The sequence below is a fragment of the Pseudomonas sp. AP19 genome, assembly GCF_001728855.1.
GTDB classification, from domain to species: Bacteria; Pseudomonadota; Gammaproteobacteria; order Pseudomonadales; family Pseudomonadaceae; genus Aquipseudomonas; species Aquipseudomonas fluorescens.
On sequence record NZ_LXJP01000004.1, the window covers coordinates 23,550 to 48,230 of the forward strand.

The following is a 24,681-nucleotide window of genomic DNA, read 5'->3' on the forward strand; positions in this document are numbered from 1 at the left end:
CGCGAGGCCCGGAACGGGATGTCAGTGAGTCGTCAGGCCGGCCGCGCTCATGAACATACGCATCAGGCTGGCCACGACGAACAGGGCCAGCACACTGCCGGTCCAAATCATCGCCAGCCACCCCAGGCGCCGCCATAACGGCTGTTTCTCAGCCTGTTCGATCTCGTGCAACGTAGGTTTGCCGGGCATGTTACGACCCTCCTAGTGATAACCGTCTTCGTGAGTGACCTTGCCGCGGAACACGTAATAGCTCCAGAAGGTGTAACCCAGGATAAACGGGATGATGAACAGCGTGCCCACCAGCATGAAGCCCTGGCTTTGCGGCGGCGCGGCGGCGTCCCAGATCGAGACGGACGGTGGAATGATGTTTGGCCACAGGCTGATCCCCAGGCCGCTGTAGCCAAGGAAGATCAACACCAGTGTCAGCAGGAACGGCGTGTAATGGGCATTACGCGCCACTGCGCGGATCAAACCGTACATGGTCACCAGCACCAGGATCGGCACCGGCAGGAACCAGAACAGGTTCGGTAGCGTGAACCAGCGCGAGGCGATTTCCGGGTGCGCCAGCGGCGTCCACAGGCTGACGATACCGATCACCGCCAACACCACGAAAGCCAACGGCCGCGCCAGGTTGTGCATCTGTTCCTGCAACTTGCCTTCGGTCTTCATGATCAGCCAGGTGCAACCGAGCAAGGCATACGCGACCACCAGGGCCACGCCGCAGAACATCGTGAACGGTGTGGCCCAGTCGAGTGAGCCGCCGGCGAACTGGCGATTGACCACCGGAATACCGTCGATAAATGCCCCCAATGCCACGCCCTGGAAGAACGTCGCGGCGATGGAGCCGCCGATAAACGCCTTGTCCCAGAGGTGACGTTTATCGTCCTTGGCCTTGAAGCGGAACTCGAAGGCCACGCCCCGGAAGATCAGCCCGATCAGCATCAGGATCAGCGGCAGGTACAACGCCGACAACACCACCGAATAGGCCAGCGGGAACGCGCCGAACAACGCCGCGCCCCCCAGGACCAGCCAGGTTTCGTTGCCGTCCCAAACCGGGGCGACGGTGTTCATCATCACATCACGGTCGACTTTGCCGGGGATAAACGGGAAGAGAATACCGATGCCCAGGTCAAAGCCGTCCATGACCACGTACATCATGATGCCGAAGATGATGATCACGGCCCAGATCAGCGGAAGATCAATACCCATCTCAATTCCCCTTGTGCTGGATGTGAGTGTGGTCGTCATCGCTGCCGTCATCGGCCGCAGACAACGGACGGGCCGGTGTGCGTTTTTGCCCAGGGCCACCATGGGTTGGCTCCGAGCCCTCGTGGGTCTGAGGCCCTTTGCGCACCAGGCGCATCATGTAGCCCAACCCGGCGCCGAACAGCGCGAAGTACACCACCACGAACAACACCAGGGTAATCGTCATCTGCGCCAGGCTATGCCCGGAGGATGCATCCGCGGTGCGCATCAACCCGTAGACCACCCACGGCTGACGGCCGATTTCGGTGGTGAACCAGCCGGCGAGAATCGCGATCAGGCCGGATGGCCCCATCCACAACGCCAGGTAGAGGAACGGCCTCGACGTGTACATCTTGTCGCCCCGGCGCAGCCACAGGCTGAACAAACCGGTGAAGATCATCAGGAAGCCCAGGCCGACCATGACCCGGAACGACCAGAACACGATGGTCGAGTTGGGACGGTCCTCCGGTGGGAACTCCTTGAGCGCCGGCACCTGCTTGTCCAGCGAGTGGGTGAGGATCAGGCTGCCCAGGTACGGGATTTCGACCGCGTATTTGGTTTTCTCGGCTTTCATGTCCGGCCAGCCGAACAGGATCAGCGGCGTCGGCTCGTTGCCGATATTTTCCCAGTGACCCTCAATCGCGGCGATCTTCGCCGGCTGATGCTTGAGCGTGTTCAGGCCATGGAAGTCGCCAATCACCGCCTGGATAGGCGCGACGATCAAGGCCATCCACATCGCCATCGACAACATGGTGCGAATCGCCGGGTTGTCCTTGCCGCGCAGCAAGTGCCAGGCCGCCGAGGAACCGACAAAGAACGCCGTTGCAACGAATGCCGCCGTGGCCATGTGCGCCAGGCGATACGGGAATGAAGGGTTGAAGACAACAGCGAACCAATCGGTGGGTATCACGCGGCCGTCAACGATTTCGAAGCCCTGGGGCGTCTGCATCCAACTGTTCGACGACAGGATCCAGAAGGTCGAGATCAACGTACCGACAGCCACCATCACCGTGGCAAAGAAGTGCAGTTTGCGCCCGACCTTGTTCCAGCCGAACAGCATCACCCCAAGGAAACCGGCCTCGAGGAAGAAGGCTGTCAGCACCTCATAGGTGAGCAATGGCCCGGTAACGGCACCGGCAAAGTCGGAGAAGCGGCTCCAGTTGGTGCCAAACTGGTAGGCCATGACCAACCCGGAGACCACGCCCATGCCGAAGTTGACGGCAAAGATCTTCGACCAGAAATGGTAGAGGTCACGGTAGGTATCGTTGTGAGTCTTGAGCCACAAGCCTTCCAGCACCGCAAGGTAACTCGCCAGGCCGATGGTGATCGCCGGGAACAGGATGTGGAACGAGATGGTGAACGCGAATTGAATTCGGGCGAGATCTAGCGCCTCCAAACCGAACATAAGTTTTCCTCTGTCAGGTAATACCGGCTGCTGGCTGGGAGCCTGCACCCACTGCCCCCACGGATATGGAGTGTGGCGAATTTCAATTCGTTTCTTTTTTTACCCATCTCGCAGGGAGTTTGGCCTTTCGGCCGCCAGAACAAACCCGGGGCCGGTTTTGATCTGGATCAAGCATTGCTGAAAGAGTAGTCCCATTTTGGCTGTAGGACGGCGTGGTCTTTTGCCGCGTGACAGCTTGTCTCAGCCTGACGCCCAGCAAACCCTTGCAACTATTTGTTACAGCTTGATGCTAACCTCGTTGCTCCCTCCGTTCCGAACCCGTATTCCCGATGCCTAGTGAACCTGCGTTGCTGTTGCGTCACCACCGCCCTTTCATTGCGTTCTGGCTGGCGCGGATTTTTACCGCCAGCGGCTTCCAGATGCTCACCGTGGCCATCGGCTGGAACCTCTACCAACTGACCGGCAATGTGCTGGACCTGGGGTTGGTCGGCCTGGTGGAATTCATACCGCGCGTGCTGTTCATGTTACATACCGGGCACGTGGCCGATCGCTATGAACGGCGCAAGGTTGCCGCGATCTGCCAAACCGTGCAGGCACTGATTGCGTTGTCGCTGGCCATGGGTGGCCTGACCGGCAGCGTCACCCGCGAAATGATCTTTATCCTGGCCTTCCTGCTCGGCGCCGCACGTTCGTTTGAAATGCCCACTACCCAGGCGCTACTGCCCAGCATCGTGCCCAGCGCGCTGTTTCCGCGGGCCGTGGCCTCGTCGCAATCAGCGCAGCAACTGGCCACCATTGTCGCGCCGGCGTTGGGCGGCTTGCTGTATGCATTTGGCAGCGTGTGGGTGTATGGCCCCACCGTAGCGCTGTACTTGATTGCCTGCGTGCTGACCCTCAACCTGCCTGCCCGCCAGACCCCGCTGAACAAAGCCAAGGCTACTCTCGACTCGTTGCTGGCCGGGATTCGCTTTATCCGCAGCCGGCCGGACATCCTCGGTGCCATCTCCCTCGACTTGTTCGCTGTGCTGCTGGGCGGTGCCACGGCGTTGCTGCCGGTGTTTGCCAAAGACATCCTGCTGACCGGCGCCTGGGGCCTGGGCCTGCTGCGTTCGGCACCGGCGGTGGGCGCGTTGTTGATGTCGCTGTGGCTGGCGCGGTTCTCGGTGGACCGCCAGGTCGGTCGCGTGATGTTTACCGCTGTGGGCGTGTTCGGCGTGGCAACCATTGCGTTCGGCCTGTCGACTTCGTTCTGGTTTTCCCTGGCGGTGCTGGTGGTGCTCGGCGCGGCGGACATGATCAGTATGGTGATCCGCGCCTCCTTTGTTCAGCTGGAAACCCCCGATGAAATGCGCGGGCGCGTGAGTGCGGTCAACGGGCTGTTTATTGGCGCTTCAAATCAGTTGGGCGAGTTCGAATCCGGCATCACCGCCCACTGGTTCGGCACCGTGCCCGCCGTGGTCATGGGCGGGGTGGGGACGCTGCTGGTGACGGGCGTGTGGATCAAGCTGTTCCCGTCCCTGGCCAACCGCGACCGCATGCATGTGCCGGTGGAAGAGGCCAACGTCTAAGCACCACCACCTGATTTGATGTTGGAATGCAGTAAGGGTGGGAGCGGGCTTGCTCGCGAATGCGCAGTGTCAGTCACCTAATGTATTGACTGATGCACCGCATTCGCGAGCAAGCCCGCTCCCACATTTTGATCTTCGGTGGTGTGAAGGTTTGCGTTAAAGCACCTTGTCCAGGGTAATGGGAAAGTCCCGTACCCGTTTCCCGGTGGCGTGATAAATCGCATTGGCGACCGCTGCCGCCACCCCGACAATGCCGATCTCGCCCACGCCCTTGGACCCCAGCGCGTTGACGATTTCGTCATGTTCTTCGACAAAAATCACATCAATGTCGCCGATATCGGCATTCACCGGGATGTGATACTCAGCCAGGCTGTGGTTCATGTTACGGCCCAACTGATGGTCGGTCTGGGTTTCTTCATGCAGTGCCATACCAATGCCCCACACCACACCGCCGAGAATCTGGCTGCGCGCCATCTTCGGGTTGACCACGCGCCCGGCCGCAATGGCGCTGACCACACGACGCACCTTGATCGTGCCCAGGTCTTCGTCTACCTGAACTTCGACAAACACCGCCGAGTGGGTAGCGCTCGCATAGCCTTGACGCTTTTTGTCCGGCTCGCTGTCGACCTGGACTTCCAAGGCCTCCTCGCCACTGTCCTTGACCAATTGTGCCAACGACACACTCACGTCACCGGTGTGCAACTGGCCATCTTCAAAGCGTACGGTTTCTGCATCCTTGAAGACCGGGTAAGTTTGCCGGGCAATGGCCAGCAGCTTGCCGGTCAACGCTTCGCACGCTTGCTGCACGGCGGTGCCCACGGACGACACGGTAAACGAGCCGCCCTGCAACGGCGCGGTGGGCAACGACGAATCCCCCAGTAAAAAACGGATATCCGCCATCGCCACGCCGCTGGCCTGGGCGGCAATCTGGGTCATGACCGTATAAGTGCCGGTGCCGATATCGGTGGTGGCGCTGCTCACCGTCAATTGGCCCTTCGCATCGATCCGCGCCTTGGCGCTGGCCTTCATCTGCATGGCTTCCCACACACCACCGGCCATGCCCCAGCCGATCAACTGGTTACCGTCGCGCATGCTGCGCGGTTCCGGGTTGCGCTGGGCCCAGCCGAAGCGCTCGGCGCCTTCGCTGTAACACTCGCGCAAGGCTTTGCTGGACCAGGGTTTGTCCTCGTTCTGGTTACGTTCGGCATAGTTGATCAGCCGCAGTTGCACCGGGTCGATGCCCAAGGCGCAGGCCAGTTCATCCATGGCGCACTCCAGGCCGATCACCCCCAGCGCAGCGCCCGGCGCGCGCATGTCCAGCGGGGTAAATACGTCCAGAGGCACCAGTTTGTAAGTCAGTTGCACGTTGTCGCAGTGGTAGAGCATGCCGCTCCATTCCACCACGTGTTCACTGAAGTCTTCGAAGCGGGAAGTCTGGCCAATCGCGGTATGCCCTAACGCCAGCAGGCGGCCGTTGGCAGCGGCGCCCATCTGCAAACGCTGCAAGGTGCGCGGCCGGTAGCCGAACGTGAACATCTGTTGCCGGGTGAGCGTGACGCGTACCGAGCGCTTGAGCGCCAATGCCGCCATCACCGCCAGCGGCAACTGGTATTGCGGGCGCAGGCCCGAACCGAAGGCGCCACCGACGAACGCAGCGAAGATGCGCACCTGGCTTTTATCCAGACCAAAGACTTTTTGCACATACGCCTGGCAGTTCTGCGGGCCTTGGGTTTTGTCGTGGATATGCAGGGTGCCGTCCGGCTGATACAGCACGGTGCTGGCGTGGGGCTCCATCGGGTTGTGGTGTTCGATGGGCGTGCTGTAGTGCACATCGAGGTTGACGGCAGCTGCGGCCCATTCAGCCTGGAAATTACCGCGGGGCCCGGGCGGCGTTTGCGGTGATGGGTACGCCTGTTCCTGCATGGCCAGCAAGTCGGTTTCAAAGGCTTCGCTTGCGTACTCGATCTGCACCAGCGAACCGGCATGCCGTGCCAACTCAAGGTTGTCGGCGACCACCAGTGCCAATGGTTGGCCACTATAGAGCACGCGGTCGTTATACAACGGACGAAACGGCGAGCCGTCCGCCGCGTCGGCATCGGCGAACGCGTCATCGTAGCTGGCGAGTTTCGGCCGGTTGAGGTGATCGAGCACCATGACCACACCCGGCAGCGCCAGGGCTTTGGAGGCATCGATCCTGACGACCCGGCCTTTGGCGATGGTGCTGGAGACCACGCTGGCGTGAAGCAAGCCCTGGCCGGGAAACTCACCGGCATACCGTGCTTGACCTGTGACCTTAAGCAGACCGTCAACACGGTCCAAGGGTTTACCGATAGCCGTCATGACCGTTCTCCTGCGATGGCAGCGTCGCTGAGGGCGCGAATGATTGCGCGGCGCGCCAGCTTGACCTTGAAGGCGTTGTGCTCCAGCGGCTCGGCGTCTTGCAGCAAGGCGTCGGCGGCGTTACTGAAGGTTTCGCGACTGACGGACTGACCGATCAGCGTGACTTCCACTGCGCGGTCGCGCCACGGTTTGTGGGCCACACCGCCGAGGGCCAGGCGGGCATCGACGATGGTGTCACCGTCCAGCTCCAGGGCAGCGGCGACGGACACCAAGGCGAACGCGTAAGACGCACGGTCGCGAATTTTCAGGTAATGGCTGTGATTGGCCAAGTGGTCGGCGGGCAGCTCGATGGCGGTTATCAGCTCATCATCGGCCAGCAAGTTGTCGCGCTGCGGCGTATCGCCGGGCAGTCGATGGAAGTCCGCAAATTCGATGACCCGCGCCCCGCCACGCCCTTCCACGTGAACTCGCGCCGCCAGGGCCGCCAGGGCCACACACATGTCCGAGGGGTGCGTGGCCACACAGTGCTCGCTGGCGCCGAGAATCGCATGGATACGGTTCAAGCCGGTGCGCGCCGGGCAGCCACTGCCCGGTTCGCGCTTGTTGCAGGGCACGCTGGCGTCATAGAAGTAATAGCAACGGGTGCGCTGCAACAGGTTGCCGCCGGTGCTGGCCATATTGCGCAATTGCGGTGAAGCGCCGGCGAGGATGGCCTGGGACAGCAACGGGTAACGCTGTTCGATCAAAGGGTGCCACGCCAGATCGGCATTGCTCACCAAGGCACCGATCATCAAGCCGCCTTCAGCGGTCTCTTCAATGCCGTGAAGCGGCAGGCCGGTGATGTCGATCAGGTGTTCGGGGCGGCTGATGTTTTCTTTCATCAGGTCCAGCAGGTTGGTGCCACCGGCAATGAAGCGCGACGCCGCACTGCTCAGGTGCACCGCTTCGTGCACATCGACCGGCTTGCTGTACTGGAAGGGGTTCATTGCTCACCTCCCTTTGTGCGGCAGGCGGGCAAGGCTTCTTCTATGGCATCGCGGATATTGCTATAGGCGCCGCAGCGGCACAGGTTGCCGCTCATCAGTTCCTGAATTTGCGCGGTATCGTGGGCACGGCCCTCATTGGCCAGGCCAATCGCCGAGCAGATCTGGCCGGGGGTGCAGTAGCCGCACTGGAAAGCGTCATGCTTGATAAAGGCTTGCTGCATCGGGTGCAACACGTCGCCGTCGGCCAACCCTTCAACAGTGGTCAGTTCGGCGCCGTCGCACATCACCGCCAGGGTCAGGCAGGCGTTTACGCGTTTACCATCACGCAACACGGTGCAGGCGCCGCATTGGCCGTGGTCGCAGCCTTTTTTGCTGCCGACCAGGTCAAGTTGCTCGCGCAGCAGATCCAGCAAGGTGGTCCAGGGCAACACGTCCAACTGGCGGTCCTGGCCATTGAGGCTCAGGCGTATGGAATGGCTGGCGAAGGGAGGGGCCGCCGCCTTGGGAATTGCGCTCATAAACACCTCACGGGTTGGTATACATCCGCGGCGTTCAGGGAAATCGCCGTCTCAGGGGTACGACTTCCCGGGGTATCGAGCGTTCAAGGAAATTGATCAGCGGATGTTGAGCATCGTCTTCAGCGGGGCTTGTGCGCCGTTGATCGAGGAATTGCTGTACTCGAACCAGCCTGACGCTTCGACATTCACGTCGAATATATAGATGTAGCCCATCACCGTGCCCGCACCATTACAGGCCTGGCTGATAGTGCCCACCTGGCAGATCGGCGTGCGTTGCCCGTTCAACTCTGCACCATCGAAACGGCCCATCGGGCTTTTGCCCAAACCGACTTCCATCACTGAAACCTTGGTGGGGCCACGGTGCGTGCACATCTGCGTACTGCTTGCTCGCTCCGGGATGGTTTCGGCGCAACCGGCAGACTCGACCTTGAACACTCGCACCTCGCTCAAGGCCGGTGCAGGCGCGCCCCAAGCCGGTGCCGCCAGCCCCAGGCCGATAATGGCGAACAGAGCTAGACTGCTGGCGTTGGCTTTTTTCATGCTGATAACGCCCCTGTATTAAACGTCGGCGCAGTATGCCTCAAGCCCATGAACCATCAAAACCAAGCCCATGCGCCATTGGCCTTCGGCTGCTGGTATGATGCGCCGCTTTTTCCGATCCTCTCTGAAACCACAGGCGCTTGGCGCAGTTTGTGCTTTGACTTAGAGGTCAACAAATAACGACGCAAAATAGCGTCACAGGGAGCCGGCATGCTGGAAAAGCTGTTTCAACTCAAAGCACACAACACCAACGTGCGCACCGAGATTCTCGCGGGTATCACGACCTTTTTGGCCATGGCCTACATCCTGTTCGTGAACCCGAGCATCCTCGGCGAAACCGGCATGGACAAGGGCGCGGTGTTTGTCGCGACCTGCCTGGCCGCCGCCATCGGTTCGACCGTGATGGGCCTGATCGCCAACTACCCGATCGCACTGGCGCCGGGCATGGGCCTCAATGCCTTCTTTACCTACACCGTGGTCCTGCACATGGGCCACACCTGGCAAGTGGCGCTGGGCGCGGTATTCATTTCGGCGGTGTTGTTCTTCCTGCTGTCGATCTTCCGCATCCGTGAGTGGATCATCAACAGCATCCCGCTGCCCCTGCGCTCGGCGATTGCGGCCGGTATCGGCCTGTTCCTGGCGCTGATCGCCCTGCACAACGCCGGCATCGTGGTCAGCAACCCGGCCACCATGGTCGGCCTGGGCGACCTGAAGCAACCGGCACCGATCCTCGCCACCCTTGGTTTCGCGCTGATCGTGGCGCTGGAAGCCCTGGCCGTGCGCGGCGCCGTACTGATCGGCATCCTCGTGGTGACTATCGTGTCCATCGCCATGGGTTTCACCCCGTTCGGCGGCGTGACGTCGATGCCACCGTCCCTGGCCCCGACCTTCCTGCAGCTGGATATCAAAGGCGCGCTGGATATCGGCCTGGTCAGCGTGATTTTCGCGTTCCTGTTCGTCGACCTGTTCGACAACTCCGGCACCTTGATCGGCGTCGCCAAGCGCGCCGGCCTGATGGGCAAAGATGGCCACATGCCAAAAATGGGCCGTGCGCTGATCGCCGACAGCACCGCAGCCATGGCCGGCTCGCTGCTGGGCACCTCGACCACCACCAGTTACATCGAATCCGCTGCGGGCGTGAGTGCCGGTGGCCGCACCGGTTTGACCGCCGTGGTGGTTGCGATCCTGTTCCTGCTGGCGCTGTTCTTCTCGCCACTGGCGGCCAGCGTTCCGGCCTTCGCAACCGCACCGGCGCTGCTGTTCGTGGCCGTGCTGATGACCTCGGGCCTGGCCGAAATTGACTGGGATGACATTACTGTTGCAGCGCCGGTGGTGATCACCGCCCTGGCAATGCCCTTCACTTACTCCATCGCCAACGGCATTGCCTTCGGTTTCATCGCCTGGACCGCCATCAAGCTGCTTTCGGGCCGCTACCGTGAGCTGAACCCGGCGCTGGTGATCCTGTCGATTCTGTTTGTGATCAAGCTGGGCTGGTTCAACGCATGACTTTTGACGCCACACGCTACACCGCTCAACTGCAAGACAAGGTCACGCGCCTGCGTGACCTGTTGGCACCCTTCGACGCGCCCGAGCCGCAGGTCTTCGATTCGCCGTTGCAGAACTTCCGCCTGCGGGCGGAGTTCCGCCTCTGGCGCGAAGGTGGTGAGCGCCACTACGCGATGTTTTCCCAGGACGACAAACGCACGCCGATCCTGATCGAAGCGTTCCCCATCGCCAGCCAACGCATCAACCAGTTGATGCCGCAACTCAAGGCTGCCTGGCAGGCCAGCGCCGCCCTGAGCCACAAGCTGTTCCAGGTGGAGTTCCTCACCACGTTGGCCGGCGACGCGATGATCACCCTGTGTTATCACCGCCCGTTGGACGAACATTGGCACACTGCGGCGAACAAGCTCGCTGCCGACTTGAATGTCAGCATCATCGGCCGCTCCAAGGGCAAGCGCGATGTTATCGGCCACGATTACGTGGTTGAAAAGCTCGAGGTCGGCGGCCGCACCTTCAGCTATCGCCAACCGGAAGGTGCGTTTACCCAGCCCAACGGCACGGTGAACCAGAAGATGCTCAACTGGGCGTACGACGCCTTGGGTGATCGCCCGGATGATTTGTTGGAGCTGTATTGCGGCAACGGCAACTTCACCCTGCCGTTGGCTACCCGCGTGCGAAAAGTACTGGCCACCGAAATCAGCAAAACCTCGGTGAACGCAGCCCTGAGCAACCTTGATGAAAATGCGGTGGATAACGTCACCCTGGTGCGCCTCTCGGCCGAAGAACTTACCGAAGCACTTAACGAAGTGCGCCCGTTCCGCCGCCTGCACGGCATCGACCTGAAAAGCTACGAATTCGGGAGTGTCTTCGTCGACCCGCCGCGCGCGGGCATGGACCCGGACACTTGCGAACTGACCCGACGCTTCGACAACATCCTGTACATCTCCTGCAACCCGGAAACCCTGGCTGCGAACATTGCGCAACTGCACGACACGCACCGGATTACCCAGTGTGCGATGTTTGACCAGTTCCCGTGGACGCACCATATGGAATCCGGCGTGTTGTTGACCCGGCGTTAAATACGCTCACGTGTCCTTGCGTGGCCGGCCGCCCTTCTTGCCATTGGCTCGGGCGGCGGCGGACTTGGCGGCACTGCTTTTACGCCCGTTACGCGACGCCACCATGCTTGCAGCCAGGTCCATCAAGGGCTGGCTCGTAGCAATCAGGCCACTGATGGAAACGTGCAAGTCGCGGGCTTCACAACACAGCGCCTTGCCACCGAACCCGACCTCCAGTTGCTGAAAGTCCTGCGCAGAAAACCCTTCGAATTCCGCAAGCCCGGCCACCGGCAGCACAATTCGGCAGCCATCGCCGAAGCCGATGGAAATGCAGTCGTCTGCGTAACGCACATCACTGGCATTGGCATACAAACGCTTCAGCTTGCGCCCACGCACGATGGCCTTGTCGATATCAGCCTCGGTGATCGGTAGATCAGGCAAGACTTTGGCTTTTACGATTTTTTTCATAAATCAATCTCCACGCAACCTGGCGCCCTCACCAGATTCAAAATGGTTCTCTGCCCAACGACATCGTGTCGGGCATTGGCGATCACATACACTCCACGCCGAATGACTAACCCTGGCACCACCTCATCAGCATCCCAGTCCCAGGAATGGTTCTCCAGGCAGACCGTTTGCAGCTTCTGCCACCAGATCCTGCGCGCCCGCGCCAAATAATGCGGCTGCATGAGGGCCTGGCGAATACCTTCCAGAATCGCGCCCGCTGGCCGGCACCGTTCGGGGTTCACATCCCACAACGCCACGCGTCCATCCAGAAAGCTGAAACGAAAGCGCGCATCCCATGCCTTTCCCTTGACATGAACATGAGGCGGGCAATGTTCGTCCCTGAGAAAAACCGCAATCACATATCCTTTGTAAGCCCCTACTTTCATCGTAACCCATCCGTTAGGTTATTTTCTGTCAGGAAACACTTTTCCTCCTGCAGCCCGATAGCCGGCTGCATGATCAGGGAGGTTTTTCACAGGTTAGTCGCGAAGGAGGAAGCGTCGAATAAGGTCTTGTAACCGCGCGTGGCCGCGTCTGGAGAACCGCCGTTACCGATTAACAGTTCGATAATCGAACACATCTGCGGCCACCAATTGACCAAATTAACCATTCAGTACATTTTATCTCCACAACCAATAATAACTGTGGAGACACTCCCTATGCCGCCGATCGTGCTGGTACTCAACGGCCCCAATCTCAACCTGCTCGGTACCCGCGAGCCCGCTACTTACGGCCATGAAACTCTGGCCGACGTGGCTGCGCTGTGTGGCCGCAGCGCCGAAAAACTAGGCATGAAAATCGAATTCCGCCAGACCAACCACGAAGGCGAATTACTGGACTGGATCCACGGGGCCCGCGCCCGCTGCGCCGGGATCGTGATCAACCCGGCGGCCTGGACCCACACCTCGGTGGCGATTCGCGACGCACTGGTTGCCAGTGAAGTGCCAGTGATCGAAGTGCATTTATCCAACGTGCATGCGCGCGAGGCGTTTCGGCATCATTCCTTTGTCTCACCCATTGCCACCGCGGTACTCGCCGGGTTTGGCAGCCACGGCTATCACCTTGCCCTGGAACATTTCAGCCACACGTTGAAAGGATGAGCCCGATGAAACCGCGCATCCTCGCCGGCCTGATCGGCTCAGGCATCCAGGCCTCCCGTACACCCGCCTTGCATGAGCAGGAAGGTGACGCCCAAGGCCTGCGCTATTTGTATCGCCTGATCGATCTGGAGCCACTGCAACTGAGCATCGACGCCCTGCCCGACCTGCTGAAGGCGGCCGAGTTGATGCAGTTCACCGGGTTGAACATTACCTACCCATGCAAGCAGGCGATCCTGCCGCTGCTCGATGAATTATCCGACGAGGCCCGGGGCATTGGGGCGGTTAACACGGTGGTATTCAAGGCAGGCAAACGCATCGGCCACAACACCGATTGCCTGGGGTTCGCCGAAGGTTTTCGCAGAAACTTGAATGACGTCGACCGCCACCGTGTCGTCCAGATGGGTGCTGGCGGTGCAGGCGCAGCGGTGGCTCATGCGCTGCTGGCCGAAGGCGTGGAGCACTTGAGTATTTTCGACGTCGACGCCAGCCGTGCCCGCGACCTTGTGGATAACCTTGCGCGGCGGTTCGGGGCCAGTCGCGCGCAGGTCGGCAGCCACCTGGAAAACGCCATGGCCGAGGCAGACGGTTTGGTCAACACCACCCCGATGGGCATGGCCAAGCTGCCCGGCACACCGGTGCCGCCTGCCCTGTTACGGGCTGAGTTATGGGTCGCGGAAATCGTGTATTTCCCACTGGAAACCGAGCTGCTACGCAGCGCCCGCGCCTTGGGCTGCCGTACGCTGGATGGCGGCAACATGGCGGTGTTTCAGGCCGTGAAGGCGTTTGAATTGTTCAGTGGCGAAGTGCCGGATGCGCAAAGGATGCTGGCGCATTTTCAGAGCATGAACACCTCGCAGTAGAAACCCAATGCAACTGTGGGAGCGGGCTTGCTCGCTCCACATCCGGTTCCGCGGTGTCCTCAAGCCTGCAGGTAACGCATCACCGATTCACAAATCATCTCGCGATGACGCTGTTTGACGGCCTCATCCGACAGTTCGATCTGAAAAATCTCACTGAACGTATGGCGATTGGACACGCGGTAAAAGCTGAATGAGTTGATCAGCAAATGCACGTCCAACGGGTTCAATCCTTGGCGAAATACGCCCATCTCAGCCCCCCGCCGCAACGTGGCCCCCAGCGCTTCGAGGATGTTGCTGTTCATTGCCTTGATCGAATCCGAGCGCTTTACGAACTCGGCGTTGTTGATATTTTCGATACTGACAATACGCACGAAGTCCACGTTCTGGTCGTGGTGATCAAAGGTGAACTCCACCAGCCTGCGAATCGCTTCACGCGGCTCCAGGGCCGTGAGGTTCATGCGGGTTTCCGTGTTGCGAATATCGCCGTAGAGCTTTTCCAGCACCTCGATGTACAACTGCTCCTTGCTGCCGAAGTAGTAGTAGATCATGCGTTTCGAGGTATGAATGCGCTCGGCAATCGCATCCACGCGAGCACCGGACAGGCCCTGTTGAACAAACTCGACAATGGCTTCCTGCAGTATATTTTCGCGGGTCTTTTCCGGATTGTTCTTACGACTCTTGCGCGGTGCGTCTGACACCGCGGGGAGATCGGGACTCGAGGTCATGGTGCGCTCACGGCCATTGTTATGCAGGCCGTGATTATGGGCCGCGGCGCTCTCTGAAGGAAGCACCTGTCAGCCGTTACAACCGAGCCTGGCGTGCTGCGCCGCTGCGGGACTTGGCCATCGCCGCCAGGCGCACCGCCACGTTGGCCGCGCCATAACCGGCATAGCCATTTTTGCGCTGGATGATCTCAAAGAAAAACCGCCCTTCGAACGGCTCGGTGTAGACATGAAACAACTCACCGCCTTGCGCGTCACGGTCGTATAGCACGTTGTAGTACGCCAGCTCGCTGAGGAACTCGTCGTCGAAATCAAACCGCGCCGCCAGGTCGTCGTAGTAGTTGAGCGGGATATCCAGCAACGGCACGCCCGCCTCTTTGGCGCGGCTCACCTCCGCGAAAATGTCCGCACAGTCGAAGGCAATGTGATGCACACCCGAGCCGCGATAACTCGACAGCGCGTGGGAAATCGCGGTGTTGCGGTTCTCGGAAATATTCAACGGCAGGCGAATCGAACTGCAGCGGCTGCGCAACGCGCGGCTTTTTACCAAGCCGTAGGGGTCGGGGAGCACCACTTCGTCATCGGCTTCGAAGTCCAGCAGGCTCTTGTAGAACAGCACCCAGCTGTCGAGGCTGTCGGCCGGCAGCGCCATGGCCATATGGTCGATGCGCAACAGGCCGCCACTTGAGGCAGTGGCCGGTTGCAGGTTGAAGTCGGTGTCGTATAGCCCGCCCTCACTCTGGTCCACCAGGTAAATCAGGCTGCCGTCCGGCGCACGGACGGCCGCCAGCTCAAGCTCGTTGGGGCCGACCAGCCCGCGATAGGGCTGCCCCTTATAGGCCACCGCCCGCTCCAAGGCTTTTGCGCTGTCCTTGACCCGAATCGCTGTGGCGCATAAAGACGGCCCGTGGGCGTCGAAAAAGTTATGGGCGAAGGAATAAGGTTCACAGTTGAGAATCAGGTTGATATCACCCTGGCGCAACAGGCTGACACTTTTGGACCGGTGCTGCCCGGCCTTGACGAAACCCAGGCGTTCCAGCCAGTGAGTCAGTTTGGCGCCGAGGCTTTCATCCACGGCAAACTCAAGAAATTCGATGCCGTCGTATTCGCTGGCGGCCGGGGTTTCAAACAAGATGTCCACCGGTGCAGCCGGTTGTTCCTGCGCCAGGCGTTGACGGGTTTTCTCTTCCAGATACAGCAGCGAGCGCAAGCCATCCGCCGCGTTCGCTCGGGTCGGCGCCGCGCGGAAACCATCATTGAAAATTTCCAGGGACAACGGCCCGGTGTAACCCGTCTTGATAATCGGCGCCAGGAACCCCGCCAAATCAAATTCGCCCTGCCCTGGGAAACAGCGGAAATGTCGACTCCACTCCAGCACATCCATGGCCAGGATCGGTGCGTCAGCCATTTGCACAAAAAAGATCTTGTCACCGGGGATCTCGGCGATGGCGCTTGGGTCACCCTTCAGCGACAGCGTGTGGAAGCTGTCGAGCAACACGCCAAGGCTCGGGTGATCGACCTGACGCACCAGGCTCCACACCTGCTGCCAGGTGTTCACGTGCTTGCCCCAGGCCAGTGCTTCGTAACCAATACGCAGGCCACGGCGACCGGCGTGCTCCGCCAAAAGGCCGAGGTCATCCAGTAGAATGCGTTCATCGCCCACGCAATCGGCCGAGGCATTGCTGCACACCAGCACCAGGTCGGTGCCCAGTTCCTGCATCAAATCGAACTTGCGCTCGGCGCGCTCCAGGTTGCGTGCCAGGCGATCACGGCGACAGCCTTCAAAGTCGCGAAACGGCTGGAACAACGTGATGGCAATGCCGAGGTCGGCACACATTTGTTTAACTTCGCGCGGGCTGCCGTCGTAATACAACAGGTCGTTCTCGAAGATCTCAACCCCATCAAACCCGGCGGCGGCAATGGCTTCAAGCTTTTCCGGCAGGGTACCGCTCAAGGAAACGGTGGCAATGGAACGTTGCATAAGGCGACTCCCGGCAGTTGTTATTTGCGGCAAATTATTCGCCCCTAGCCTACACGCAGCAATTAAAATGTACGAACCGGTTAGTTTTTCGTGCGATTACCGAACACTATGCCCGTTTGGCGAATTGACGGTTTTTTAACCGCTGCGCACCATCGACGACGCAACCTTCACAGAAAAAAAGACCCAGAACACACCATAAAAATTTCAAAAAACGGGTACGACCTCATGCCTCTGCAAAACTCCGCCCTGGCCGCGCGCCCGGGCAACCCGCACGCCGGCATCGGCGACAAAATCCGTGGCGCAATGGCCGTGGGTAAAACTCGCTGGGGCATGCTGGCCCTGGTGTTCTTCGCCACCACCCTCAACTACATCGACCGCGCCGCCCTGGGCGTGATGCAACCGATCCTGGCCAAAGAGATGAGCTGGACGGCGATGGATTACGCCAACATCAACTTCTGGTTCCAGGTCGGCTACGCCATCGGCTTTGTGCTGCAAGGTCGCTTGATCGACCGCGTCGGCGTGAAGCGCGTGTTCTTCTGCGCCGTGCTGTTATGGAGCCTGGCAACCGGCGCCCACGGCCTGGCCACCTCGGCCGTCGGCTTTATGGTGTGCCGTTTCATCCTCGGCCTGACCGAAGCCGCCAACTACCCGGCTTGCGTCAAGACCACACGGTTGTGGTTCCCGGCCGGTGAACGCGCGGTGGCTACCGGTATCTTCAATGCCGGCACCAACGTGGGCGCAATGATGACGCCGATGCTGCTGCCACTGATCCTCCATGTCTGGGGCTGGCAGGCAGCGTTCCTGTGCATGGCGTCGCTGGGCGCAATCTGGCTGGTGTTCTGGGGTTTGAAGTACTACAACCCGGAAGACCATCCAACGGCCAAACAATCCGAATTGGACTACGTGCAACAGGAGTCCGAACCGGAACAACCGAGCGTGCCTTTCAGCCGCATCCTGCGCATGCGTGGCACCTGGGCCTTCGCCCTCGCCTATGCGATGACCGCACCGGTGTTCTGGTTCTACCTGTATTGGCTGCCGCCGTTCTTGAACCAGCAATACAACCTGGGCATCAACGTGACGCAGATGGGGATCCCGCTGATCATCATTTACCTGACAGCGGACTTCGGCAGCGTGGGTGGGGGGATTCTGTCGTCATTCCTGATCGGCCGCGGGATGAATGCAATCAAGGCGCGGCTGTTGTCGATGCTGCTGTTTGCCTGCTGCATCGTCGGCGTGATCATGGCGGCCGGCTCCAGCCAGTTGTGGGTCGCGGTGTTTGCCATCTCCCTGGCCATCGGCGCGCACCAGGCCTGGACCGCCAACATCTGGAGCCTGGTGATGGACTACACGCCCAAGCACATGATGAGCACAGTGTTCGGTTTCGGCGGTATGTGCGCGGCCATCGGCGGCATGTTCATGACCCAGATCGTCGGCCATATCCTTACGGTGACCAACAATAACTACACCGTGCTGTTCACCCTGATCCCGGCGATGTACTTCATTGCGCTGACCTGGATGTACTTCATGGCACCGCGCAAGATTCCTACCGTCGACGTTTGACTCACCGACGCCGCTGCTGCCAGGCAGCGGCCAACCCACTCATGCAGATCACCCCGATGCCGACCACCGTGGTCAAGTCGGGGGTATGGTTGAACACCAGCCAGCCCAACAACCCCGCGAACACGATCTGGCAGTAGCCGAACGGCGCCAGCAAGGCCGGCGCCGCGAAGCGGAACGCCTGGGTCAGCAGCAAGTGCGCCGTCATCCCGCAAGTGCCCAGCGCCAGCATCAACACACCGTGCCACAGCGTAGGGAGCTGCCAGAAGAATGGCACCAGCGCGCTCATCACCAAGGTATTGCACAGGCCGGCGAAGAAGTTACTGGTGGTTGGGGTGTCGTATTTGCTCAAGATGCGTGTGAGCAGTTGGTAGAAACAGAAGAACAGCGCCGAACACAGCGGCAGCAACACGGCCGGTGTGAACAACTCGCCGCCCGGGTGGATGATGATCAGCACCCCGATAAACCCGCAGATCACCGCCAGCCATTGACCACGCGTCACGCGCTCACCGAGCAACGGCACGGACAGCGCCGTCACCAGGATCGGCGCCAGGAAGTTCACCGCCGTGGCTTCCGCCAACGGGATGTAATGCAGCGCCGCAGTAAAGAACAGGCTTGTGCCCAACAGGCACAAGGCCCGCACCACCTGCATCCCCGGGCGCTTGCTGCGCAGCACACGCAGGCCCGATTGCGGCAGGAAGATCCCGGCCATCAGCAAGGTGTGCACCAGGTAACGCGCCCACACCACCATCACTATCGGATAAAACCCGGCCAGGTATTTGGACAAGGCGTCGTGGCTGGAAAACAGAAACGTCGCCACCACAATCAGCAGGATGCCTTTGAAAGGATGGTTGACGCCGGAAAGTGGGGTGCTGACAGTCATTTAATTCTCTTGCATGGCGGGCTGAACGCTGAGCATTGAACGCGGTAGCACTCAACCCGGTAATCTAGCAGCCGGGCCGTAGTCTGCCCCAAGAGCATAACCAAACAGCGTGCGAACAGCGCACTAAATCACGGGATTTGAGTCCAACGCTGCACGTTAGCCCGCGCGTTGCACACTTTTTAACCAAGGCCTTGCCGCTATGAAAAAGACACTCTTTGTTCTTTCTGCCCTTGCCCTGCTCACCGCCTGTAACAAGGAACCCAAGGAAGCCCCGAAACCCGCACCCGCCTCCGTGCAAGCCACGCTGGTACCGGCGACCCCGCCCACGGACAAATGGGTCGGCAAGTGGATTGGCGTCGAAGGCCTGAACCTGACCATCGCCAAGGACGACAGCATCGGCCGCGGCCACTACCTTCTCACCATGAAATACGGCCTCGACGCTGACGACTCAGGTACCTTCAAGGGTGAAGCCAACGAAGAAGGCATCACGTTCACTCGCCCGGACGGCCCGCAACTGCTGCACGCCGGCGACGGTGAAGCCACTGGCCTGAAATGGCTGGCGGATAAAAAGGACTGCCTGGTGGTCGATACCGGCGAAGGGTATTGCCGCGACTGACCCGGCGTTGCTGACACAACTTTCATCTGGCGCCCGTGCCACTCCGCCTGACAGCAGCGATACTACGCAGCTCTCGTTACTTGTCGGACAGCCGGGCTGGCGCCATTCATACGCACCAACAACACTGTTCTGAAAAAAGTGTTCCACAGGTTTATCGAGAGGATTGCCCCATGCTATGGAAAAAAGGCCGACGCAGCGACAACGTGGTAGATGCCCGCGATGACAGTGGCGGCGGCGGTGGCGGCATGCGTTTTGGGGGCGGCAAGGGCCTGAGCCTCACGGCGATTGTGCTGATTGTCGGCATCGGCTGGCTGACCGGCCAGGACCCGTTGCAGATCCTCGGCCAGTTGACCGGCCAGATGGAACAAGCGCCCTCGGTGAGCACGCAACCGCAACAGGCTCCGCCGGCCAATGACCAGCAGGCCGACTTCGTCCGGGCGATTCTGGGGGATACCGAAGACACCTGGGGCCAGGTGTTCCAGGAAAATGGGTTGGCCTACAAGAACCCGAAATTGATTCTGTTCCGTGGCCGGGTGAATTCTGCCTGCGGTGGCGCCACCTCGGCCAGCGGCCCGTTCTATTGCCCGGCCGACCAGCAAGTGTATCTGGACCTGGATTTCTTCCGGGAAATGTCGCAGCGCTTCAAGGCCTCCGGCGAGTTCGCCCAGGCCTACGTGATCGCCCACGAAGTCGGGCACCACGTGCAAACCCTGCTGGGCATCTCGGCCAAGATCCAGGCCGCACGCCAACAGGGCCGGCAGATGCAAGGCGACGGCGGCTTGTTGGTACGCCAGGAACTGCAAGCCGACTGTTTCGCTGGCGTGTGGGCCAACCGCGCGCAAAAACGCCTGAACTGGCTGGAGCCTGGCGATATTGAAGCAGCACTGAATGCGGCCAACGCCATCGGCGACGACCGTTTGCAACAACAGGGTCAAGGGCGCGTCGTGCCCGACTCGTTTACCCACGGCACCTCGGCACAGCGTGTTCGCTGGTTCAAAACCGGCTTCGCCCAGGGCCAGATCTCTCAATGCGACACGTTTACGGCGAAGAGTCTTTAAATGAATAAACGATTGGGATGGCTGTTGGGCGTGTTGATCACGTGTTCCTCCTTCACCTGGGCCGCCGAGAAAGACCACGGCGTCAAGGTGGTCAGCCCCGATCGTTTCCATTTGGATGCGGGCGACCTCAGTCTTGGCTTGAGCCAGGACTGGGGCAAGCCGCTGCCTCAGGTCACCCGCGCGCTCATCATCGTGCACGGTCGCCTGCGTAACGCGCAGACCTACCTGAAAAGTGGCGAAGATGCCGCCGAACACGCCGGTGTGGCCGCCAGCACGCTGGTGATCGCGCCGCAGTTTCTCAATGAGTCGGACATAACGCGCAATCACCTGGGCAACCCAGTGCTGCGTTGGAGCGGCAATGACTGGATGGCCGGCGCGCCCTCGACCGGTCCAGGCCAGGTCAGCTCCTACGGCGCGCTTGACCAGATCATCAAGCACTTGGGCAACCGCAAGCTGTTCCCGGCGCTGAAAGAAATCGTCGTGGCCGGCCACTCCGGCGGTGGCCAGGTGATACAGCGTTTTGCCCTCACCGGCCACGACCACCCGCTGCTGCAAACCGAGGGCATCAGCCTGCGTTATGTGGTGGCCAACCCATCGTCCTACGCCTACTTCAGCCCACAGCGGCCGGTAACCTTTGATGCAGCCAGTTGCCCAGGCTTCAATGACTGGAAGTACGGCATGCAAAACTTGCCCGACTACGCCAAAGGACAGCGTGCGCAGCAGCTTGAACAGGCTTACGTGTCACGCAACGTCACCTACCTGCTGGGTCAGCAGGACATCGACCCGAACCACCCGGCGCTGGATAAGAGCTGCGAAGCCGAAACCCAGGGCGCGTATCGGTTGATTCGTGGGCATAACTACGTTGACTACCTCAAAGCACGCCATCCGCAGCTGAGCCACAAACTGGTGGAAGTACCGGGGGTCGGGCACGACGGCGATAAGATGTTTACCTCGCCTGAGGGCGAGAAGGTGTTGTTCGGGAAATAGCAGGCACTGACGAAACCGGATTAAACATGTGGGAGGGGCTTGCTCCCGATGGCGGTCTGTCAGCTTCTTTTATGCTGACTGATACACCGCTACCGGGAGCAAGCCCCTTCCCACATTTGATCGGTGGTGCCAGGTTCAGATCATCTGGCGCAGGGCTGCACAATCCTCAGCATGCCAATCCGCCAACTCCGGCCACGGGTTCTCGGGCAAGTTCACCAACACTGTCCTGGTCCCCGCCGCGCGGCCACAGTCCAGGTCAAAGCGGTAATCCCCGACCATCACCATCTCGCTTGGCGCCACTTCCCAAGCCGTCGCCAGTTTCAGCAAACCACCCGGATTCGGCTTGGGTGGCGCATCTTCACGCCCCAGCACATCCTCGACAGCGAAACAGTCCGCCAGACCAATCGCTTCCAGCGTGATATGCGCCAACTCCCGCGCATTGCGGGTCAGGATGCCCAGACGGTAACCCCGCCCGGCCAATTCACGCACCAGCGCCACTGCGCCATCGGCAGCAACCGAGCCGACGGCCAGCGCCCGCTCATGCTCCAGCAACCACGCATGCTTGGCCGCCGCCACATCGGCCGGCAACGCCGCGAGGTGGGTGAGAATGTCAGCCTCGGGCGGAATCTCCAGAGCCACGCGAATGGCCGCAAAATCATGCACGGCCACCGTGAGGGTGCCGTCCATATCAAAGACCCAGTGCTTAACCTCCGACAGGCTCATGCCCAATCCTTGCGATGGCGAATCAGCCCTTCCTGGGTGACCGAAGCCACCAGTTGGCCGGCGCGGTTGTACACGCTGCCCCGCGAGAAACCACGCGAGTTGCCGGCCCACGGACTGTCCATCGCGTACAGCAACCAGTCATCGGCGCGCAGGTCAGCGTGGAACCAGAGTGCATGGTCGAGGCTGGCGACTTGCATGTCTTTCTGCCACACCGTCTTGCCGTGGGGCAGCAGCGAGGTGGTCAGCAGGCCGAAGTCCGACGCATAGGCCAACAGGTATTTATGCAGCGCCGGCGCGTCGGCCAAGGCACCGTCAGCCCTGAACCACACGTACTTGACCGGGTCGGACGGCTGCGGGTTGAACGGGTCTTTCTCAGTGACCGGGCGCACTTCGATGGGCTTGGGGCACAGCAACTTTTCGCGCATGTGCTCAGGGATCAGGTGCGCGCGTTGTTTGGTCAGCTCCAGTTCCGACGGCAGGTTTTCCGGGCCGACGACCACCGGCATGGTGGTCTGGTGCTCGAAGCCTTGTTCGTCGTACTGGAACGAGGTGGTGCAGGTGAAAATCGGGTTGCCCTTCTGGATCGCGGTGACGCGCCGCGTGCTGAAGCTGCCGCCATCGCGCACGCGGTCTACCGAATACACCACCGGCAATGCGGCGTCGCCGGGGCGCAGGAAATAACCATGCAAGGAATGCACGTGCCGCGCTTCTTCTACGGTCTGGCTGGCCGCCGACAACGACTGGCCGAGCACCTGGCCGCCGAACAATTGGCGAAAGCCCAGGTCCTGGCTGCGGCCGCGAAAGAGGTTTTCCTCAATCGGCTCCAGGGTCAGCAAGTCCACCAGATCTTCCAATACTTGGCTCATAGAGCAACTCCTACAACAATCGATAGGGCATTCCGGGCTGCTTATCCGTGCAGCGTGTCCAACCATTGGGCGCGGGTGATGCGATACAAAACGTGATGGCGCAGCGGGTCATCGGCTGCGACCTTGGGGTGTTCAAAATCTGCCTGGGGATCGTAATGCATACCGATGGCCTGCATGACTTTTTGTGATGGCAGATTGGTTTCGGTGGTGAAGGACAGGATTTCATCCAGTTGCAGCCGATCGAAACCACAGCGCAATGCAGTCCAGGCCGCTTCGCTGGCGTAGCCCAGGCCCCAGTGCTCACGGGCCAGGCGCCAGCCGATCTCGACGGCCGGCACAAAATCGGCTGCGAAATTGACATTTTGCAGCCCGGTCAGGCCGATAAACTCGCGCGTGTCCTTGCGCTGCAAGGCCCAAAAGCCAAAACCGTATTCGGCAAAATGGCCGCGAATCCGCCCAATAAGTGCGGCGCTTTCCAGATGGCTCAATTTGGCCGGGAAATAGCGCATCACCTGCGAGTCGGCGCACATGCGCGCAAATTCCGGCAGGTCGCTGTCGCGCCATTGGCGCAGCACCAGACGTGCGCTTTCCAACTCCAGTATCGGCTCCATGGGTCCCCTCCCTTGCCATGTGCGTGAGTGTACAGCGCTGGTAAGATCCTTCGCAGGTTCCCGTCAGAAAATCCCATGCCCTTGCCACTGATCTACCACGACGACTACAGCCCCGAGTTCCCAGCGGACCACCGGTTCCCCATGGATAAGTTTCGCCTGTTGCGCGACCACCTGGTGGACAGCGGCCTGACCGAGGACAGCCAATTGCTGCGCCCCGCGCTGTGCCCGGCAGAGATTCTGGCCCTCGCCCATGAACCTGGGTATATCGAACGCTACCTGAGCGGCGAGTTGTCCCGTGAAGACCAACGCCGCCTCGGCCTGCCCTGGAACGAAGCCCTGGCCCGGCGCACTGTGCGCGCGGTCGGCGGCTCGATACTGGCCGCCGAACAGGCGCTGGAACACGGCCTGGCCTGCCACCTGGCGGGTGGCACCCATCATGCGCATTACGATTACCCGGCCGGCTTTTGCATCTTCAATGACCTCGCGGTGATCAGCCATTACCTGCTGGCCAGCGGGCGGGTCAACCGCATACTGATCTTCGACTGTGACGTGCACCAGGGCGACGGCACCGCACGCATCCTTCACGACACGCCGGATGCAATCACCGTGTCGCTGCACTGCGAAAAAAACTTCCCCGCCCGCAAGGCCCAGAGTGACTGGGACATCCCGCTGCCCATGGGCATGGGCGATGCCGATTACCTCAAAACCGTGGACGACGCGCTCAACTATTTACTGCCGCTCTACCAGCCGGACCTGGTGCTGTACGACGCCGGTGTCGATGTGCATAAAGATGACGCCCTCGGTTACCTCAAGCTGACAGATGCAGGCCTCGCCGCGCGGGATGAAAGCGTGATGCGCCACTGCCTGGGCCGCGACATTCCGGTCATGGGCGTGATTGGTGGTGGCTACAGCAAGGACCGCCCTGCCCTGGCCCGCCGCCACGGCATCCTGCATCACAGTGCACAGCGGGTGTGGACGTCATCCGGTTGTCATTGAAGTGTGAGCGTTACCCACAATGCCTGTGGAACGGCCTGTGGATAACTTGAG

General features: G+C 60.6%; 25 protein-coding genes. 10 read left to right on the top strand and 15 right to left on the bottom strand.

Annotation, left to right across the window (positions count from 1 at the left end; all coding sequences use genetic code 11):
* Positions 1-21: 21 nt before the first annotated feature.
* Genes A7D21_RS05240 through A7D21_RS05250 form a run of 3 tightly spaced genes read right to left on the bottom strand, consistent with a single transcriptional unit; the run spans position 22 to position 2,650 of the window.
* The gene (locus A7D21_RS05240; protein ID WP_064502999.1) at positions 22-189 is read right to left on the bottom strand and encodes a DUF2474 domain-containing protein; all 168 of its coding nucleotides are present in this window, start codon (positions 187-189) and stop codon (positions 22-24) included.
* Positions 190-201: 12 nt separating this feature from the next.
* Positions 202-1,209 (bottom strand): cytochrome d ubiquinol oxidase subunit II, encoded by a 1,008-nt coding sequence (cydB, locus tag A7D21_RS05245; RefSeq protein WP_053258117.1) that lies wholly within the window; start codon positions 1,207-1,209, stop codon positions 202-204.
* A 1-nt stretch (position 1,210) separates the two neighbouring features.
* Complete coding sequence (locus tag A7D21_RS05250; protein ID WP_053258118.1) at positions 1,211-2,650, bottom strand: cytochrome ubiquinol oxidase subunit I; 1,440 nt, start codon at positions 2,648-2,650, stop codon at positions 1,211-1,213.
* Between the two features lie 329 nt (positions 2,651-2,979).
* Between A7D21_RS05250 and A7D21_RS05255 the strand changes: the two genes are divergently transcribed.
* On the top strand, positions 2,980-4,218 hold the full coding sequence (locus A7D21_RS05255; protein ID WP_053258119.1) for an MFS transporter: 1,239 nt from the start codon (positions 2,980-2,982) through the stop codon (positions 4,216-4,218).
* Between the two features lie 156 nt (positions 4,219-4,374).
* Here the strand turns inward: A7D21_RS05255 and A7D21_RS05260 are convergent, their stop codons facing one another.
* The 4 genes from A7D21_RS05260 to A7D21_RS05275 all read right to left on the bottom strand — a co-directional run bounded on the left by A7D21_RS05260 (position 4,375) and on the right by A7D21_RS05275 (position 8,602).
* Positions 4,375-6,558 carry a xanthine dehydrogenase family protein molybdopterin-binding subunit gene (locus tag A7D21_RS05260; protein ID WP_053258120.1) on the bottom strand — a complete coding sequence of 728 codons (2,184 nt, stop codon included), beginning with the start codon at positions 6,556-6,558 and terminating at the stop codon, positions 4,375-4,377.
* Positions 6,555-7,544: a xanthine dehydrogenase family protein subunit M gene (locus tag A7D21_RS05265; protein WP_053258121.1), complete on the bottom strand. Its 990-nt coding sequence runs from the start codon at positions 7,542-7,544 to the stop codon at positions 6,555-6,557. Before A7D21_RS05265 ends, A7D21_RS05260 begins: the two co-directional genes overlap by 4 nt.
* Complete coding sequence (locus tag A7D21_RS05270; protein ID WP_053258122.1) at positions 7,541-8,062, bottom strand: (2Fe-2S)-binding protein; 522 nt, start codon at positions 8,060-8,062, stop codon at positions 7,541-7,543. Before A7D21_RS05270 ends, A7D21_RS05265 begins: the two co-directional genes overlap by 4 nt.
* Before the next feature lie 96 nt (positions 8,063-8,158).
* Complete coding sequence (locus A7D21_RS05275) at positions 8,159-8,602, bottom strand: DUF4879 domain-containing protein (RefSeq protein ID WP_053258123.1); 444 nt, start codon at positions 8,600-8,602, stop codon at positions 8,159-8,161.
* Between the two features lie 210 nt (positions 8,603-8,812).
* Between A7D21_RS05275 and A7D21_RS05280 the strand changes: the two genes are divergently transcribed.
* Both A7D21_RS05280 and trmA read left to right on the top strand, forming a co-directional pair.
* Positions 8,813-10,108 carry an NCS2 family permease gene (locus tag A7D21_RS05280; RefSeq protein ID WP_053258124.1) on the top strand — a complete coding sequence of 432 codons (1,296 nt, stop codon included), beginning with the start codon at positions 8,813-8,815 and terminating at the stop codon, positions 10,106-10,108.
* Complete coding sequence (gene trmA / locus A7D21_RS05285) at positions 10,105-11,184, top strand: tRNA (uridine(54)-C5)-methyltransferase TrmA (protein WP_053258125.1); 1,080 nt, start codon at positions 10,105-10,107, stop codon at positions 11,182-11,184. The genes A7D21_RS05280 and trmA overlap by 4 nt, the downstream gene beginning before the upstream one ends.
* A 6-nt stretch (positions 11,185-11,190) precedes the next feature.
* On the opposite strand, the gene A7D21_RS05290 is transcribed toward trmA, so the two are convergent.
* The gene (locus tag A7D21_RS05290) at positions 11,191-11,631 is read right to left on the bottom strand and encodes a DUF2442 domain-containing protein (RefSeq protein WP_069551202.1); all 441 of its coding nucleotides are present in this window, start codon (positions 11,629-11,631) and stop codon (positions 11,191-11,193) included.
* Positions 11,628-12,056 carry a DUF4160 domain-containing protein gene (locus A7D21_RS05295; RefSeq protein ID WP_053258127.1) on the bottom strand — a complete coding sequence of 143 codons (429 nt, stop codon included), beginning with the start codon at positions 12,054-12,056 and terminating at the stop codon, positions 11,628-11,630. The genes A7D21_RS05290 and A7D21_RS05295 overlap by 4 nt, the downstream gene beginning before the upstream one ends.
* 273 nt (positions 12,057-12,329) lie before the next feature.
* Between A7D21_RS05295 and aroQ the strand changes: the two genes are divergently transcribed.
* The gene (gene aroQ / locus A7D21_RS05300; protein ID WP_069551203.1) at positions 12,330-12,770 is read left to right on the top strand and encodes a type II 3-dehydroquinate dehydratase; all 441 of its coding nucleotides are present in this window, start codon (positions 12,330-12,332) and stop codon (positions 12,768-12,770) included.
* A gap of 5 nt (positions 12,771-12,775) precedes the next feature.
* Positions 12,776-13,630 carry a shikimate dehydrogenase gene (locus A7D21_RS05305; protein ID WP_069551204.1) on the top strand — a complete coding sequence of 285 codons (855 nt, stop codon included), beginning with the start codon at positions 12,776-12,778 and terminating at the stop codon, positions 13,628-13,630.
* Positions 13,631-13,689: 59 nt separating this feature from the next.
* On the opposite strand, the gene A7D21_RS05310 is transcribed toward A7D21_RS05305, so the two are convergent.
* Positions 13,690-14,355: a TetR/AcrR family transcriptional regulator gene (locus A7D21_RS05310; protein WP_053258130.1), complete on the bottom strand. Its 666-nt coding sequence runs from the start codon at positions 14,353-14,355 to the stop codon at positions 13,690-13,692.
* A gap of 76 nt (positions 14,356-14,431) precedes the next feature.
* The gene (quiC, locus tag A7D21_RS05315) at positions 14,432-16,333 is read right to left on the bottom strand and encodes a 3-dehydroshikimate dehydratase QuiC (RefSeq protein WP_069551205.1); all 1,902 of its coding nucleotides are present in this window, start codon (positions 16,331-16,333) and stop codon (positions 14,432-14,434) included.
* Positions 16,334-16,558: 225 nt separating this feature from the next.
* On the opposite strand from quiC, the gene A7D21_RS05320 reads away from it, so the two are divergent.
* On the top strand, positions 16,559-17,893 hold the full coding sequence (locus A7D21_RS05320; RefSeq protein WP_053258132.1) for an MFS transporter: 1,335 nt from the start codon (positions 16,559-16,561) through the stop codon (positions 17,891-17,893).
* A 1-nt stretch (position 17,894) separates the two neighbouring features.
* Here A7D21_RS05320 and A7D21_RS05325 read toward each other — a convergent pair whose 3' ends face one another.
* A complete protein-coding gene (locus A7D21_RS05325; RefSeq protein ID WP_053258133.1) occupies positions 17,895-18,773 on the bottom strand; it encodes a DMT family transporter in 879 nt (292 codons plus the stop codon).
* A gap of 199 nt (positions 18,774-18,972) precedes the next feature.
* Between A7D21_RS05325 and A7D21_RS05330 the strand changes: the two genes are divergently transcribed.
* From A7D21_RS05330 to A7D21_RS05340, 3 genes are all read left to right on the top strand, one after another.
* Positions 18,973-19,389 carry a membrane lipoprotein lipid attachment site-containing protein gene (locus tag A7D21_RS05330; protein ID WP_053258134.1) on the top strand — a complete coding sequence of 139 codons (417 nt, stop codon included), beginning with the start codon at positions 18,973-18,975 and terminating at the stop codon, positions 19,387-19,389.
* Positions 19,390-19,559: 170 nt separating this feature from the next.
* On the top strand, positions 19,560-20,447 hold the full coding sequence (locus A7D21_RS05335; protein ID WP_069551206.1) for a neutral zinc metallopeptidase: 888 nt from the start codon (positions 19,560-19,562) through the stop codon (positions 20,445-20,447).
* Positions 20,448-21,434: a hypothetical protein gene (locus A7D21_RS05340; RefSeq protein WP_069551207.1), complete on the top strand. Its 987-nt coding sequence runs from the start codon at positions 20,448-20,450 to the stop codon at positions 21,432-21,434.
* 135 nt (positions 21,435-21,569) lie between these two features.
* Here A7D21_RS05340 and A7D21_RS05345 read toward each other — a convergent pair whose 3' ends face one another.
* The 3 genes from A7D21_RS05345 to A7D21_RS05355 are packed head-to-tail and all read right to left on the bottom strand — an operon-like array spanning position 21,570 to position 23,634.
* Complete coding sequence (locus tag A7D21_RS05345) at positions 21,570-22,157, bottom strand: HAD family hydrolase (protein ID WP_053258137.1); 588 nt, start codon at positions 22,155-22,157, stop codon at positions 21,570-21,572.
* Positions 22,154-23,023 carry an acyl-CoA thioesterase II gene (gene tesB, locus A7D21_RS05350; protein ID WP_053258138.1) on the bottom strand — a complete coding sequence of 290 codons (870 nt, stop codon included), beginning with the start codon at positions 23,021-23,023 and terminating at the stop codon, positions 22,154-22,156. Before tesB ends, A7D21_RS05345 begins: the two co-directional genes overlap by 4 nt.
* A gap of 41 nt (positions 23,024-23,064) precedes the next feature.
* Positions 23,065-23,634 (bottom strand): GNAT family N-acetyltransferase, encoded by a 570-nt coding sequence (locus tag A7D21_RS05355; RefSeq protein ID WP_069551208.1) that lies wholly within the window; start codon positions 23,632-23,634, stop codon positions 23,065-23,067.
* Between the two features lie 75 nt (positions 23,635-23,709).
* On the opposite strand from A7D21_RS05355, the gene A7D21_RS05360 reads away from it, so the two are divergent.
* Positions 23,710-24,630, top strand: coding sequence for a histone deacetylase (locus A7D21_RS05360; protein ID WP_069551209.1), 921 nt, complete (start codon positions 23,710-23,712; stop codon positions 24,628-24,630).
* The last annotated feature ends 51 nt before the right edge of the window (positions 24,631-24,681 follow it).